The organism is Microbacterium sp. BWT-B31 (assembly GCF_041379855.1).
Classification (GTDB): Bacteria; Actinomycetota; Actinomycetes; order Actinomycetales; family Microbacteriaceae; genus Microbacterium.
The window spans coordinates 43,322-57,837 of record NZ_JBFECU010000012.1 but is presented as its reverse complement, the minus strand read 5'-3'; the positions used below and the strand labels follow the sequence as shown (position 1 = coordinate 57,837).

10 protein-coding genes are annotated in these 14,516 nt (G+C 72.0%); 7 read left to right on the top strand and 3 right to left on the bottom strand.

Annotated elements, in window-relative coordinates; all coding sequences use genetic code 11:
- Positions 1 to 62 precede the first annotated feature (62 nt).
- The gene (locus AB1K54_RS12915) at positions 63 to 380 is read left to right on the top strand and encodes a GNAT family N-acetyltransferase (RefSeq protein ID WP_371203162.1); all 318 of its coding nucleotides are present in this window, start codon (positions 63 to 65) and stop codon (positions 378 to 380) included.
- Entirely contained in the window at positions 380 to 1,387 is a 1,008-nt protein-coding gene (locus tag AB1K54_RS12910) for a pirin family protein (protein ID WP_371203161.1), read from the top strand. Before AB1K54_RS12915 ends, AB1K54_RS12910 begins: the two co-directional genes overlap by 1 nt.
- 25 nt (positions 1,388 to 1,412) lie before the next feature.
- Here AB1K54_RS12910 and AB1K54_RS12905 read toward each other — a convergent pair whose 3' ends face one another.
- The gene (locus AB1K54_RS12905; protein ID WP_371203160.1) at positions 1,413 to 5,000 is read right to left on the bottom strand and encodes a S8 family serine peptidase; all 3,588 of its coding nucleotides are present in this window, start codon (positions 4,998 to 5,000) and stop codon (positions 1,413 to 1,415) included.
- 108 nt (positions 5,001 to 5,108) lie between these two features.
- Here AB1K54_RS12905 and AB1K54_RS12900 point away from each other — a divergent pair, with 108 nt between their 5' ends.
- The 4 genes from AB1K54_RS12900 to AB1K54_RS12885 all read left to right on the top strand — a co-directional run bounded on the left by AB1K54_RS12900 (position 5,109) and on the right by AB1K54_RS12885 (position 9,425).
- Complete coding sequence (locus AB1K54_RS12900; protein ID WP_371203159.1) at positions 5,109 to 5,657, top strand: ECF transporter S component; 549 nt, start codon at positions 5,109 to 5,111, stop codon at positions 5,655 to 5,657.
- Positions 5,658 to 5,738: 81 nt separating this feature from the next.
- Positions 5,739 to 7,658 carry an ABC transporter ATP-binding protein gene (locus AB1K54_RS12895; protein WP_371203158.1) on the top strand — a complete coding sequence of 640 codons (1,920 nt, stop codon included), beginning with the start codon at positions 5,739 to 5,741 and terminating at the stop codon, positions 7,656 to 7,658.
- Positions 7,655 to 8,497, top strand: a complete 843-nt coding sequence (locus tag AB1K54_RS12890; protein WP_371203157.1) for an energy-coupling factor transporter transmembrane component T — start codon at positions 7,655 to 7,657, stop codon at positions 8,495 to 8,497. The genes AB1K54_RS12895 and AB1K54_RS12890 overlap by 4 nt, the downstream gene beginning before the upstream one ends.
- Positions 8,498 to 8,531: 34 nt before the next feature.
- The gene (locus AB1K54_RS12885; RefSeq protein WP_371203156.1) at positions 8,532 to 9,425 is read left to right on the top strand and encodes a siderophore-interacting protein; all 894 of its coding nucleotides are present in this window, start codon (positions 8,532 to 8,534) and stop codon (positions 9,423 to 9,425) included.
- 166 nt (positions 9,426 to 9,591) lie between these two features.
- Here AB1K54_RS12885 and AB1K54_RS12880 read toward each other — a convergent pair whose 3' ends face one another.
- Positions 9,592 to 10,755 (bottom strand): acyl-CoA dehydrogenase family protein, encoded by a 1,164-nt coding sequence (locus AB1K54_RS12880; protein ID WP_371203155.1) that lies wholly within the window; start codon positions 10,753 to 10,755, stop codon positions 9,592 to 9,594.
- A gap of 158 nt (positions 10,756 to 10,913) precedes the next feature.
- Positions 10,914 to 12,083: a M15 family metallopeptidase gene (locus AB1K54_RS12875; protein WP_371203154.1), complete on the bottom strand. Its 1,170-nt coding sequence runs from the start codon at positions 12,081 to 12,083 to the stop codon at positions 10,914 to 10,916.
- 111 nt (positions 12,084 to 12,194) lie between these two features.
- Between AB1K54_RS12875 and AB1K54_RS12870 the strand changes: the two genes are divergently transcribed.
- Entirely contained in the window at positions 12,195 to 14,333 is a 2,139-nt protein-coding gene (locus AB1K54_RS12870) for an intein-containing Rv2578c family radical SAM protein (protein WP_371203153.1), read from the top strand.
- Positions 14,334 to 14,516: the final 183 nt, after the last annotated feature.

Genomic DNA, 14,516 nt, shown 5'->3' with positions numbered 1-14,516 from the left:
CCGCACCTGGCGGAACACACGCGCGCCCCCGTACGTTGAAGAGCAAGGACGAAAGGATGCCGATGCCCGCCTCCACCGACAAGCTCACCGTCACGCGCAACGATGACGCCGGCCGATACGAGATCCACGTCGGCGACGTGCTCGGCGGCTTCAGCGAATTCGAGATCGCACCGAATGGGGAGCTGATCTTTCCCCACACAGAAGTCGACCCGGCTTTCCGCGGGCGCGGGCTCTCGACGGCGCTGATCGCCGCGGCGATGAACGATGTCGCGAGCCGAGGCGAGCGGATCGTCCCGCTCTGCCCGGTCGTTCGCCGCTATGTCCGCGAGAACCCGGTCGAGGGCCTCGACGTCGACTGGTCGGTGCCCGGAGAGCACTGATGACCCGGCTCGACACCGACAGCACGTTCTTCGCCGAAGCGCCCTCTGACTGCGACGGCGCGCGCGAGATCCTGCTGGAGGCGCGCGAGGTCCCGCTCGGCGGGGTCCGCGCGATGTCGGTGCACCGGGCGCTGCCGCAACGCGACCTGCCGCTGGTGGGCGCGTGGTGCTTCCTGGACCGGTTCGGACCGCAGGTGACGCGCATGCGCGTGGAGCCGCATCCGCACATCGGCCTGCAGACGGTCACCTGGCCGCTCACCGGCCAGATCCGCCACCGCGACACCGTCGGCAGCGACACGCTCGTGCGCCGGGGCGTGCTGAACCTCATGACGAGCGGGCACGGCATCGCGCACTCCGAGTACTCGGTGGGCGAGGGCCCCGCGCCGCTGGACGCGCTGCAGCTGTGGATCGCGCTCCCCGAGTCCCGCCGCCACGGGGCGCCGGCGTTCGAACGGCACGAGAACCTTCCCGCCGTCGCCGTGGACGCACTCGACGGCCAGGCCGGCCACGCGACCGTCGTGGTCGGCCAGTTCGCCGGCATCCGGTCACCGGCACAGGTGCACACCCCGATCGTCGGCGCCGAACTGCAGCTCGCGGCCGGCTCGCGCGTGCGCGTGCCGCTGCGCGCCGACTGGGAGCACGCGCTGGTGGGCATCGAGGGCGAGGTCGTCATCGACGCGGAGCGGCCCTCGGCCCTGGGGCGCGAGGGCCCGGCCCCGACCCTCGCCCCTCCGCATCTGCTCTACCTCGGCACGCGCCGCGACGAGGTCGTGCTGTCGGCGGACTCCGATGCGACGGTGTTCCTGCTCGGCGGCGAGCCCTTCGAGAGCGAGATCGTGATGTGGTGGAACTTCGTCGCCCGCTCGCACGACGAAGTCGTCGAGGCGCGCGAGCAGTGGGAGGCGGACAGCCCCCGGTTCGGCCATGTCGTCGGCCACGGCGATGAACGCGTGCCCGCGCCGCCCATGCCGACGGTGCGGCTCGTCGCGCGTCGCCGGCGCCTGTAGCGAGGTCCCGGCCGCGCCGCGCGGCTCACTTCACGACGAAGGCCGAGAAGCCGACGGATGCCTCGACCGTCGCCGAGCCGCGGTACTGGGCGGTCACGTCATGGGTGCCGGCGGCCTGCCTGGGCAGGTGGAAGGTGACGACCCCGCCCGCGAGGGTGCCGGTGTACTGCCGTTCGCCGACCCGCACATCGACCGTGCCGTCGGGGACAGGGCCGGTCGAGGCTGGGCCCACGTGCCCGAAGGCTCCGGGCGTCGCGTCGGCGGCCTCTGGCGCAGGCGTGGAGACCACTCGCACCGTGACGGCGTACGAGTCGGACGCGGTGCCGGAGTAGCGGTCCATGGTGACGATCGTCGTCGAGGAGTGCTTCACGAAGAGCGCGGCGGTCTCAGCCGATCCGGGGTTCATGTTGCCCGCGCGCGTCGCGGTCACCCGCACCGACAGGGCCGTGCCGACGTCCGCGGCGGTCACCGTGCGGAAGGGCCTGGTCGCGCCGGGGATCGGTTCGCCGTCGCGCAGCCACTGGAACGTGGTCTTCACGTCACCCGGATGCCACCTGCCGGGGTCGGCGGTGAGCCGTTCTCCGAGCTTCGGCGTGCCCTTGAGCTTCGGCGCGACCGCCGCGGCGGGCGGCGCCGCGCCCGCGGCGACCTCGACGAGGGTGCGCGCGGCGGAGTCGGCGAACCGCACCACACCGAGGTAGGCGGTGCCGGGCTTGAGCCCCGACCACGAGACCGAGAGGGTCTGCTCGACGCCGCTGTCGACGCCGAGCGGAACCGGTGACACGGCGAGCGCGCCTTCGCCGCCCGCCGCGACGATCGCCTGCGTGAGATCCCATGTCAGGGGTCCGGCCGAGGAGCGCGTGCTCACGACCACGCGGTACCAGCCCGGCGCCGGGCGGTCGATCGTGACGCGTTCGCGGCCGGCGTCGGTGTCGGGCAGCCACCGCTGGGTGAAACGCGGATCCTGCGGGCCGGTCACCTGGTAGACGCGCAGGCCGAGGCGTTCCCGATCCGTCGCGTCGAGCGTCCATCGCGCCAGGGACGTTCCGGGCGCGACCTCGACCACCCACGAGGTCTGGCCGTCGGCGTCGCCCGAGTCCTGGTCGCCGGAGTGGCCTGCGACGGTGTGCGCGGGGTCGACCAGCAGGGTCTCGGGGGCCAGGCCCGCGAGGCTCACCGGCAGCTCACCGCTCACCCCGGGGGTGATCGTGATGGGCGTGCTGCCGTCGATCCCCTCGCCGCGCACCGAGTCCGGCGTCGTGGCGCCCGCGGGCTTGACCGCGAGCGGCGAGCGCACGACCGTTCCGTCCAGTCCCGTCCACTCCAGCAGCCCGGTCGCCCATACGCCGGGCGGCGCTCCGGCACCGGTGAAGGCGATCGTGAAGGTGCGGGTCTCGCCGGGCGCGGTGAACTGCAGGCCGGCGGGCGAGACGATGACCTCGACGCCCGGAATGCTCGCCGTCGCGGTGTAGATGCCTTCGCGCGTGGCGGTCAGCGTGCGGGTGACGGTCTTGGTCGCGGGCAGGTCGCCGACCACGACCGCGGCGAGATTGGCCTCGCCGGGATCGCCCTGCCGCCGGCCCTCGACGAAAGGCGCCCAGTCGTCGGGGCCGTTGCGGTAGACGACCCCCGGGTCGAGAAACCGCGTCGCATCGACGTGACCCGCGCCTTGCGCGAACGGGTCGCCGAGGGCGAGGCCGTCGGCGCCGACGAGGTCGAACGCCGTCGTCATGAGGGCCGACTTCACCTCTCCGGGGGTCGCGTCCGGGGTGGCGTCGAGGTACAGGGCTGCAAGTCCCGCGACGTACGCCGACGCCATCGAGGTACCCGAGCGGAAGGCGAAGGCGGGGTCGCCGGATGCCTCGTCCCCCGCCGCGCCCACGACGTCGACGCCCGGGGCTGCGACATCCGGGCCGATCAGGCCGCCCGCGCCCGCCGGGCCGCGGCCCGACCACTCCGCGAGCTGCGGACCGGGCGGCGACGTGCCGGCGAGGTTTCCCTCTGAGAGCGACGCGGTCGCGTCGGGGTTGCCGCGCACGTACGCCAGGAGCGCGTCGCGATGCTCGTCCGACAGGTGCACGGTCGGCACCGCGTAGATGTCGGTCTCGGTCGCGTTCGGGGTCGCGTTGACGAGCACCATGCCCACGCCCCCGGCATCCCGCACCGCGACGGACTTCTCGACCCGGTCGTTCGTGCCGCGGTCGCATACGACGATCGCGCCCGCGACCGCTGCCTCATCGAGCGTTCCCGGGAAGCACAGCGCCGCGTTCACGGCGGTCTCCCCTGCTGCGGCGGCATCGCCCGCGTACACGATCGGAACCGTCGGCACGGGCCGGCCGATCACCGACGCCGAGGCGCCGGCGAGGTGCCAGGCGCCGGCGAGCGTCACGGTGCCCTCGAGCGGATGCGCCGTCGCGGCGCCGACCGTCGTGTACCAGGGGGCCGAGAACGCGGCGGTCGACGCGCCCGGGCCGGCGCCGCCCGCTCCGACGGCGACGAACACGCCCGCGGTGGCCGCGTGCCGGAACGCCAGGTCGAGGGGCGAGCCTGCGGCGGGAGGCGCGTCGCCGGCGACCGCGAACTCGATCACGTCGACGCCGTCGCCCACTGCCGCGTCGACGGCCGAGAGCAGGTCGCTCGTCGCGCACACGTCATCGACGGTCGCGCGCGGATCGGGGCCGTCCCAGCATGCCTTGTACACGGCGATCCGCGCCGCCGGGGCGATGCCCGCGATCGGGCCGAGGCCGACCTCGCCGAGCGTCGCCTCGACGCCCGCGCGACCGGCGGCGATGCTCGCCGTGTGCGACCCGTGGCCGGACGAGTCGCGGGGTGAGAGGTGTTCCGCGCCGAACCCGAACCCGGCCGCCGTCGCGCCGTCTGCGAAGTACCGCGCCCCGACCAGCGTGGTCGAGTACGCGGCCGAGGACCACTCCTCGCCTCCGACGCGGCTGCTGCGGAATGTGCCGCCGTCGCCCTTCTCGAACACGACCGTGTCGCCTTCGAGGTACGGCTCCGCCCCCGCTTCGGCGCCGAGCGGCTCGCCCGCGAACGACGGGTGCTCCGGGTCGATGCCGGAATCGACGATCCCGACGACGACGCCCGCGCCCGCGGCATCCGGAGCGGTCACCGCCTGCCGCGCGAGCGCTGTGCCGCTGCGGGCGGCCGCGTCGGCCGACGGCGCGGACGCGACGTGCAGGATCCGGTCGGGGTACACGCCCTCGACGCCCGCGTCGCCCGACAGTCGCGCCACCTGCTGCGGCGACAGCGCCGCGCTGAACCCGTTGAGCACCACGGCGTACTCGGCCGTCGGCTCGGCGCCGGCCGAGGCGGCGACCGCGCGCCGGCGCTCCGCGAGGAACGCCCCGTACGCCTCGGCCTGCCGCGAGCGCACGTCGAGCGAGGCGCCCTCGACGGGCCGGGTGGGGCTGTAGCTTCCGGTGCCGCCGTCGTACGACGCCAGGGGCGCATCGCCCAGGACCACGATGTAGCGATCGGATGCCGCGACCGCCGGGGCCTGCTCTGCCACCGCCGGTCCCGCGAACGTCGAGGCGCCACCGAGAAGCAGTGCCGCGACCGTCACGGTCGCCGCTGCCCGCAGTGAAGAGCGCACCATCGAGTTCCCCGTTCTTGCGACGCCGGAACGAGTTCGATGCTAATTCACCGGGCGAGCCCCGTGAAGGGCGACCGCGGGGACGCCGGGGTGCGTCGCTAGGATCGGCGTATGGCCCGAGGATCCGTGCTCTCGACGAGCACTCTGCTCACGTGCGCGGCGATCGCGGTCGCGACGGGAGCGCTCGGCGGTCTCGCAGGCTGGGTCACACCCGCCGTGCTGGCCACGATCCCGATCGTGTACGGCTTCGTGCTCGGCGCGCACGTGCTTCCCGGCATCATCTCGCAGGAGCTCATCCGCCTGCCGTGGGTCGCCCTGATATCCCACGTGCTGGCCGCCCTCGTCTCCAGCGCAATCGCCCCGCAGTGGGCGCTGCGGTTCCTCGGCACCGCGGTGCTGTTCGGCGGCATCCAAGAGCTCGTCGCGGCCGCGACCCGCTACCGCGTCTGGCAGCCGTGGCGCTACTTCATCTCGGGCGTCGTGATCGGCATCGTGGTCGCGGTCGTCGTCTTCTTCGCCGCGCACCTGTCGATGCTGCCGCCGGCGGCCCAGGTCGCGTACCTCGTGCTGTCTGTGCTCGGCCCCGTGGCGTGGACGGCCGTCGGCCTCGGCATCGGCGCGGGTCTGCGCCGCGCGGGGGTCGGACGCGCCCGGCCCTGAGCCGGACTCTCGCGGCGCTCCCGGCGCGTGGGTTAGTGTTGCCGGGTTAGGTAATCCTCACCTTTCCTCAAGGAGCCCGCCGTGACCGTCCCCGCGCCCGTCCCCGGCGTCGCGCCCGCGGCCGAGCCCCGCAGCGGCCAGGTGCGCGAGCCCCTGCTGCGCGTGCGGAACCTGTCGATCACGCACGAAGGCGCCCCGACGCCGACCCCCTCGCGCGCGACGTTCGACGTGCGGCCGGGCGAGGTCGTGCTGCTGCTCGGGCCGAGCGGCTCGGGCAAGTCGACCCTCGCGCTCGCGCTCAACGGACTCATCCCGCACGCCGTGCCGGCCACGCTCGGCGGTCGCGTCGAGGTCGGCGGCCTCGACACCGCCGACACCGACGTCGCGCAGCTGAGCACCCGGGTCGCGATGGTGTTCCAGGACCCGGACGCCCAGCTCGTGACCGGGACGCTCCTGGACGAGGTCGCCTTCGGCCCCGAGAACCTGCGCCTGCCCGTCGCCGACGTGCTCGCCCGCGCCGAGTCGGCGCTGCGCCGCGTGGGCCTGTGGGAGCGGCGTGCCGAGAACCCCGACCGGCTGTCCGGCGGCGGCCGCCAGCGGCTCGCGATCGCCTGCGCGCTCGCGATGGGCTCGCCCCTGCTCGTGCTCGACGAGCCCACCGCGAACCTCGACCCGCGAGGCATCGAAGAGGTCTACGCGGCCCTCGCCGAGCTCGTCGCCGAGGGCGACCGCGCGATCGTGCTCATCGAGCACAACCTCGACGCGGCGATCGGGTTCGTCGACCGCGTGCTCGTGCTCGACCACGACGGCGCGCTGGTGATCGACGGCACAGTCGATGACGTGCTGCGCGCCCGCGCCGAAGAACTCCACTCCCTCGGCGTGTGGCTGCCGATGTCGGCCCTGGCCGCGCTGCGCCTGCGTCGGGCGGGATACCCGCTCGACCCGCTTCCGCTCACACCCGGCGAACTGCACGCCGCTCTCGAGAGCGATGCGGTGACGGATGCCCCGGCGCAGGCATCCCCCCGGGCTTCGCGTCATCGTTTCGCCTGTTCGCCGCGCTCGGTGCTCGACGGCCCGCACCCGGGCTCCGACACCGTCGCCGGCCCGCGGGTCGCCCCGCGGGCGCAACGAGACGAGACGGCGCCCCACGCCCGCGCGCAGCCCCTCGTCGAGGTGCGCGGCCTCACCCTGCGCCGCGGGCGCGCCGAGGTGCTCCACGACGTCGATCTCGACATCCGGGCCGGGGAGTTCCTCGCCGTCATCGGCGCGAACGGCGCCGGCAAGACGAGCCTCGCGCAGGCGATCGCCGGTGTCGTGCGGCCCCCGCGCGGCACGGTGCGCATCGGAGACCCTTCGACGGGCTCAGGGCACCGCCTCGACGTCGCACGCACGGATGCCCGCACCCTGTCGTCGCACGTCGGGTTCGTGTTCCAGAACCCCGAGCACCAGTTCATCGCCCACACGGTCTTCGACGAGCTCGCCCACGGCCTGCGCCGGCGGCATCTGCCCGACGAAGAGGTGCGCTCGCGCACCGAGGCCCTGCTTGCGCGCTTCGGTCTCGAGCACAAGGCGCAGACCCATCCGTTCCTGCTCTCGGGCGGGCAGAAGCGCCGGCTGTCGGTGGGCACCGCGCTCGCGGGGGCGGCCCTCGACGGCGGGGCCGCGCTGCTCGTGCTCGACGAGCCGACGTTCGGGCAGGACCGCGCCCGCGCCGACGAACTGCTGTCGCTGTTGCGCGAGCTCAACGCCGAGGGCACGACGATCGTCGTCGTCACGCACGACATGCAGCTCGTGGCCGAGTACGCCGACCGTGCCGTGATCGTGCACGACGGCCGGATCCTGGCGCAGGGCCCGACGGGCGACCTGTTCGCCGACGCCGCCCTCATCGAACGCGCGGGGCTGCGTCCGCCGCCGCTCAGCCGTGCGTTCGGCGGCCTGGTGTCGCATCCGGAACTGGCCGGCATCGCCCGCCTGGCCGACCTCCCCGGGGGTGCGACGTGAGCGCACCCGTTGTCGCCGCCGTGACCTCGGCGGCGACGTTCGACCCGTACGCGGGCATCGCACCGCACTCCCCGGTGCGGTTCCTGTACGACCTCAACCCCCTCGCGAAGCTGTTCGCCCCGCTGCCTGCGATGGTCGTGCTCGTGTTCGTGCGCGATCTCGCGACGCCACTTGCGTTCCTGGCGCTGTCGTACGCGGTGCTGCTGGTCGGTGTTCGCCTCACGCGGCGGCTCGCAGGACTGCTCGTGCTCATCCCGGTCGCGACGGTGCTGATCGGCTTCGGCTTCGCGCTGTGGACCGACGCGGGCCGCGTGTCGCACACCGAGCCGGTGTTGCGCCTCGGCGGGTGGGTGCTGTACGAGGGTGCGCTCGAGATCGGCTTCGCGACGGGCCTGCGCATCGCCGCGATCCTCGCGCTCGCGCTGATCGCGGGACTGTCGACGACCGGCCCCGATCTCGTGCGCGCGAGCGTGCAGCACCTGCGGGTGCCGTACCGCATCGGCTACACCGCGCTGGCCGCGTTCCGGTTCGTGCCGCGGTTCGGCTACGAGCTCGACGTCATCCGGCAGGCCCATCGCGTGCGCGGAGCCCACGGCGGGCGCGGCCCGTTCGCGGCGGTCGCCCGGTGGTCCGGCTACATCGTGCCACTGCTGGCGGGTGCGATCCGGCATGCCGAGCGGGTGGCCCTGGCGATGGATGCCCGCGCCTTCGGCGCCCACCGCGACCGCACCGAGCGCCACCTGCTGCCCTGGCGGGCGCGCGACGCGGTCTTCGTCGCCGCGTTCGTCGTGGCATCCGCCGTCTTTGTCTGGCTGCTGTTCCCGTGGGGAACGGCGTGACCCCCTGCCCGATCCCATCCGTGAGGAGATGACGATGGCCCGCGCCTCGAGACTCGTCAAGCCCGAGTCGCAAGACCTGATCCACCTGAGGGTGCTCCGCCGCGAGCGCCTCTCACCGCACTGGATGCGCGTCACGCTCGGAGGCGGCGAGATCGCCCGCTTCCGGTCGATGGGCTACGACCAGTGGTTCCGCATCTTCCTGCCGCTCGGGGGCGACGAGGGCCTGGAGCGCATTCCGGCGAAGGCGAACAAGCTGCTGGGCTACCTCAAGTATCTGCGCATCCCCGACGGCGTGCGGCCGGTCATGCGCAACTACTCGGTGCGCGCGTATCGCCCCGCGACGGCGACGACCGATGCCGAGATCGACGTCGACTTCGTGCTGCACGGCTCGGCCGGCGACGGCACCGCCGGCCCCGCGTCGCGCTGGGCCGAAACGTGCGAGCCCGGCGAGAGCGTGGTCATCATCGACGAGGGGCTCACGTTCAACCCCGAGCGCGGCACGTCGAAAGTGCTGCTCGTCGCCGACGAGACGGGGCTGCCCGCGATCGCCAGCATCTGCGCGACCCTGGATGCCTCGGCCACCGGCCTCGCCCTCGTCGAGGTGCCGTCGACAGGCGACGCCCTCGAGTTCGAGCACCCGGCGGGCCTCACGGTGCGCTTCGTCGTGCGCGATCACGCATCCAAGCCCGGAACCGAGGTGCTCGCCGCGCTCGAAGCGCTCTCGGACCTTCCCGCCGGAGGCCCTGACCTGCACGCATACGTCGTCGGCGAGCAGGCGCTCGCGACGAACGCGCGCCGCTACCTCGTGAACGAGCGCGCGCTCGACAAAGACGCGGTGAGCTTCTGCGGCTACTGGCGCGTGGGCGCGGCATCCCCCGCCCCCAAGTCCCAGCGCGCCGACGCGCACGCCGCCGAAGCCGCCGCGTGACCGGCCGACGCAGGCACGAGACGAGGACATTCCGCGAGACGAGGACAGAACCGGCGGAATCGTCCTCGTTTCGCGACATCCCCTGATCTCAGACGAACGGATGCCGCGACCCGGCGCCCTGCGTACAGGGGCGGGTCGCGGCATCCGTCACCGCGTCAGCGCGCGCTCAGCGCTTGCCGACGATCTGGCGCGAGACGAGGTCGCGCATGATCTCGTTCGTGCCGCCGTAGATGCGGTGCACGCGCGCGTCGAGGAACGCGCGGGCGATCGGGTACTCGGTGATGTAGCCGTAGCCGCCGTGCAGCTGCACGCCGATGTCGAGCAGCTCCCACTCGCGGTCGGTCGACCAGAACTTGACCTTCGCGGCCTCTTCGGCGGTGAGCTTCTGGTCCTTGTAGAGCATCATCGCGCGGTCGTTGTAGGCCCACAGGACATCGACGGTCGTGGCCATGTCGGCGAGCTTGAAGCGCGTGTTCTGGAAGTCGGCGATCGGCTGACCGAACGCCTCGCGGCTGAGCACGTAGTCACGCGTCCAGTTGAACGCGGCCTCACCCGCGGCCGCGGCGGCGACGCCGATCGACAGGCGCTCAAGCGGCAGGTTCATCATGAGCTGGATGAAGCCGAGGCCCTCCTTGCCGCCGATGAGGTTCGCGTCGGGCACGAACACGTCGGTGAACGACAGCTCGGCGGTGTCCCAGCCGTGGAAGCCCATCTTCTCGAGCTTCTTGCTGTGGTCGAAGCCCTCCATGCCGTCCTCGAGGATCAGCAGGCTGAAGGCGTCGGGGCGGTTGCCCTCACCAGTCTTGACGAACGTGACGACGATGTCGGCGGTCTTGCCCGACGAGATGAACGTCTTCGCGCCGTTGACGATGTAGCCGCCGTCGACCTTCTTGGCCGTGGTCTTGATGCCGCGCAGGTCGCTGCCCGCGCCCGGCTCGGTCATCGCGAGCGCGCCCAGGATCTCGCCGGTCGCCATGCCCGGGAGCCACTTCTCCTTCTGCTCCTGCGTGCCCATGTGCACGATGTAGGGCACAGCGAGGTCGTCCTGGATGCCGAAGGCGCCGGCGAGCGAGCCGAGGCCCGCGCCGATGGTCTCTTCGAGCACGATCGCGCGGAAGCGGTAGTCCTGCAGCATGCCGGCGCCGCCGAACTCCTCGGGCACCGACAGGCCGATGATGCCGGCCTCGCCCGCCGCGAGCATGGTCGCACGGTCGATCTCGCCGTCGGCCTCCCACTGCTTGCGCTTGTCTTCGGTCGCGTAGCGCTTGACGAATTCCTTGACGACGTCGCGGAAGGCGTCGTGATCCTCGTCGTAGATGTCGCGCTCCATTGAGCCTGTCCTTTCGTGTTGCCCGGCGGGGCCGTTCGGGCCGCTTCGCCGCAGGCGATCCTACGCCGCACCGTCAGCGAAGCGCCGAACGTGTGAGATTGCATCTCACGATACGCGAAACTCGGTGCCGCCTATTGTGGGATGCCGCAACCGCGCGGTCACGACCCCGCGGGGTAGTCGCCCGCGGCCGGCAGCCCGAAGAACTCCTCGAGCGAGCGCCAGCCCCCGGCGTGGTATTCGGCCGCGAGCTCGACGCCGACATACCGCAGATGCCACGGCTCGGCCATGTAGCCCGTGATCGGCGTCGAGCCCTCTTCGTACCTCGTGATCCAGCCGTACTCCCACGCGTGCCCGACGAGCCACGCCCCCTGAGGCGAGCCGGCGACGTCGTCCATCGTGAGGCACGATTCGAAGCACGGCAGCACGTCGGCGGCCAGTCCGCTCTGGTGCTCGCTGAATCCGGGCCGCGCGCTCTCGAGGTCGGCGTAGGCCGCACCATGCATCGAGACGTAGTCTCCGTAGACGTCGATCTGCGACCAGTAGTCCCGATAGGCGCTGGCCACCGCGATCTCGCCCGCTCCTGCCGAACGGGATGCTTCGGCCAGCGCCGTCATCGCGGCAGCCGCGTCGGGCCGCAACTGGTCGAACGGGCCGAACGTCTGAACGCCGGTGGCGCGCGCCAGCGCGGCGGGCGCGTAGTCCACCGGTGCGGACGGACGGAGCTTGTCGATCACGTTCCACACCCGGGCAGGGTCGTCGAACCCGATGCACGGCATGCCGCCGGCGACGACGGCCTCGCGGAACGCGCGCGCGCCGCCCGCCGCGGCGAGCACGGCCGAGTCGTCGCCTGCGGCGAGAGCCGCGACCACCGCGGGGTTCTCGCACGACGCGAAGGGCACCTGCCTGGGGGGCGGCGGGAGCGGCTCCTCCTGGGGATCGCCCGTCGGCGACGGCGTCGGATGGGGCGTGGGCGACGCGGCCGCGCCGACGACGCTCTGGATCGCGGCGGCCACCGGGTCGGAGGCGTCGACCCCGGCGAAGAGCACGACGGGCGCCCGTGCGTCCGCCACGGCCACCGCCGCCGTGACGACGGATGCCGACGCCACGATGAGAACGCTCCCGATCGCCGTCATGAGCGCGACGACGGCCCTCTTGCGCGTGTGCTTGCGCGCGTGGCGGGGAAGCCCTGACGGGACAGCGGCCAGCAGTTCGCTCCACGCGCTGCGGTGCGACGCGGGGGTCGTCTGGGCAGGGCGGCTCGCCCGCTCGCGCGCTTCTCGCAACGCGCGACGGGTCGTCGTGGGCATGTGCGGTGGGGGTGCCGTCACGCGTCCATTGTGACCCGTTCGCACGCACGGCCGCCAGATCGCGCGCTCGCCCTTCGATGAACCGCCGTGCGGTGGTTGACACAGTGTCGAATCTTTGTTCTACTCTCCTTCATGCGCTGGCAAGGTCAAGAGCTCGGGACGGTGGATGAGGCCGCCCTGCCCGGACTCGACCGACTGCACCCGCTCGTGCGCTCGGTCACCACTCCCGAGTTCGCCGGCATGACCTTCCACGAGGTGCTCTGCAAGTCGGCCCTCAACCATGTGCCCGGGTCGTCGTCGATGCCCTTCGACTGGACGATCAACCCGTACCGGGGCTGCAGCCATGCGTGCGCCTATTGTCTGAGCCCCGACACCTTGGTTCTGTGCGCCGACGGGCGTCAACGCCGGATCGACGAGCTGACGATCGGTCAGGAGGTCATCGGGACCGAGAAGCAGGGCGACTGCCGTCGCTACGTCGCGACCACCGTGAAGGCGAAGTGGTCCACTCGAAGGCGCGCATTCCGCGTGACGCTCGCTGACGGCACTCAGCTCGTCGCCAGTGCCGACCACCGGTTCCTCACCGAACGGGGGTGGAAGCATGTCAAAGATGTGATGGGCGGTCTTGACCAGCGACCGTCTCTCACGACCAGTAACCGGCTGATGGGACGTGGGCTGGGCGAGCGGGCTCGTCTGCGCCCGCCGTTGGACGGCGAGCATCGGCGAGGGTATCTGGCCGGCGTGAGCCGAGGTGATGGGATGCTGCTGCACGGCGCCTATCCCTATGGCGAGCGCACCGCCACGGTCCACCGATTCCGCCTGGCCCTCGCAGATCACGACGCCCTGGACAGAACCCGTCTGCTGCTCGAGGCCGAGGGCGTTCCGACCGTGACCCGCCCCTTCACGCAGGCGACGACCGCTCGGCCAGAGATGTCGGCGATCCACACTGCGCGACGAGCAGACGTCGAGACCATCGAGCGAGTCACCTCCGTTCCGAGCGTGCGTACCCCGGCGTGGCACGCGGGGTTCCTCGCCGGCCTCTTCGATGCGGCCGGCTCCTGTTCTGGTGGCGTGCTTCGCGTCAGCAACAAGAACGAAGAGACTCTTCGGCTCATCCACGACGCCCTCGACGTGCACGGCATTCCACACGTCATCGAGCCGCCGCGATCGAACAGCGTCCGTACGGTGCGCATCTCGGGCGGGCATGCGCAGCGGCGGCGGTTCTTCGCACTCACCGAGCCCGCGATCACCCGAGAGACGGCCATCGCGGGCACAGCCGTCAAGACCGTCGCGGATCTGCGCGTCGTCAGCGTGGAAGACCTCGGACACGACATCGACATGGTCGACATCACCACCGGCACCGGCGATTTCATCGCGAACGGTGTCATCAGCCACAACTGCTTCGCCCGTCCGACACACGAGTACCTCGACCTCGACGCGGGGCACGACTTCGACTCGCAGATCGTCGTGAAGGTCAACGTGGTCGACGTGCTTCGGCGCGAGCTGGCGCGGGGCACGTGGGAACGCGAACCGGTCGCGCTCGGCACCAACACCGACCCGTACCAGCGGGCCGAGGGCCGCTACCGGCTCATGCCCGGCATCATCTCGGCCCTCGCAGAGTCGGGCACGTCCTTCTCGATCCTGACCAAGGGCACGATGGTCCGTCGCGATCTGCCGTTGCTGACCGATGCCGCAGCATCCGTCTCCGTCACGATCGCCACCTCGATCGCCGTGTTCGACGATGCGCTGCAGCACTCGCTCGAACCCGGCGCTCCGACTGCGGCGGCCCGCCTCGAGACGGTGCGCGCCGCCTCCGAGGCGGGTTTTTATGTGACCGTCTTCCTGATGCCTGTGCTCCCCCACCTGACCGATTCGATCGCGTCGCTCGACCACGCGCTGACACGCATCAAGGAGGCCGGCGCCCATCGCGTCGTCTACGGCGCCCTGCATCTGCGCCCCGGCGCGAAGCAGTGGTTCATGCAGTGGCTGGGGCGGGAGCATCCCGAGCTCGTGTCTTCGTACCGCGGCCTGTACCCGGGGGCGTCGGCGTACGCGCCGAAGGCGTACCGGTCGTGGCTCGCGAAGCGCGTGCGGCCGCTCATGCGCGTGCACGGGCTGGACGGTCACGATGAAGACGACGGTCCGAGGCGAGGCCCTGTGCCGGGCCTCGCCTCCCGCACGGCCGCCGCCTCCCGCACGGCCGCCGCATCCCGCGTGGTCACCACATCGCGGGGTCGCCTCGCGGCGACCGCTTCAGAGCCGAGGCTCTTCTGAGCGACCGGTGCGACGAAGTTGCGGCACCGTGTCCCAGCCCCGGTGTCTCAGGTCCGCAGGCACGAGCGTCAGTTCATGGAATTGTCCTGCTCGTCATCGCCGGAGGGGACCTCGACAAGCCCGATGCATCCGTCGCCCTGTGGACCGAGAACAGGACGGCGCATCGAGAACAGGACCGATCTT

Excerpts from the sequence above, each read along its gene's own strand:
- AB1K54_RS12915 (WP_371203162.1), top strand. The coding sequence starts at position 63 with ATGCCCGCCTCCACCGACAAGCTCACCGTCACGCGCAACGATGACGCC.
- AB1K54_RS12910 (WP_371203161.1), top strand. The coding sequence starts at position 380 with ATGACCCGGCTCGACACCGACAGCACGTTCTTCGCCGAAGCGCCCTCT.
- AB1K54_RS12905 (WP_371203160.1), bottom strand. The coding sequence starts at position 5,000 with ATGGTGCGCTCTTCACTGCGGGCAGCGGCGACCGTGACGGTCGCGGCA.
- AB1K54_RS12900 (WP_371203159.1), top strand. The coding sequence starts at position 5,109 with ATGGCCCGAGGATCCGTGCTCTCGACGAGCACTCTGCTCACGTGCGCG.
- AB1K54_RS12885 (WP_371203156.1), top strand. The coding sequence starts at position 8,532 with ATGGCCCGCGCCTCGAGACTCGTCAAGCCCGAGTCGCAAGACCTGATC.
- AB1K54_RS12880 (WP_371203155.1), bottom strand. The coding sequence starts at position 10,755 with ATGGAGCGCGACATCTACGACGAGGATCACGACGCCTTCCGCGACGTC.
- AB1K54_RS12870 (WP_371203153.1), top strand. The coding sequence starts at position 12,195 with ATGCGCTGGCAAGGTCAAGAGCTCGGGACGGTGGATGAGGCCGCCCTG.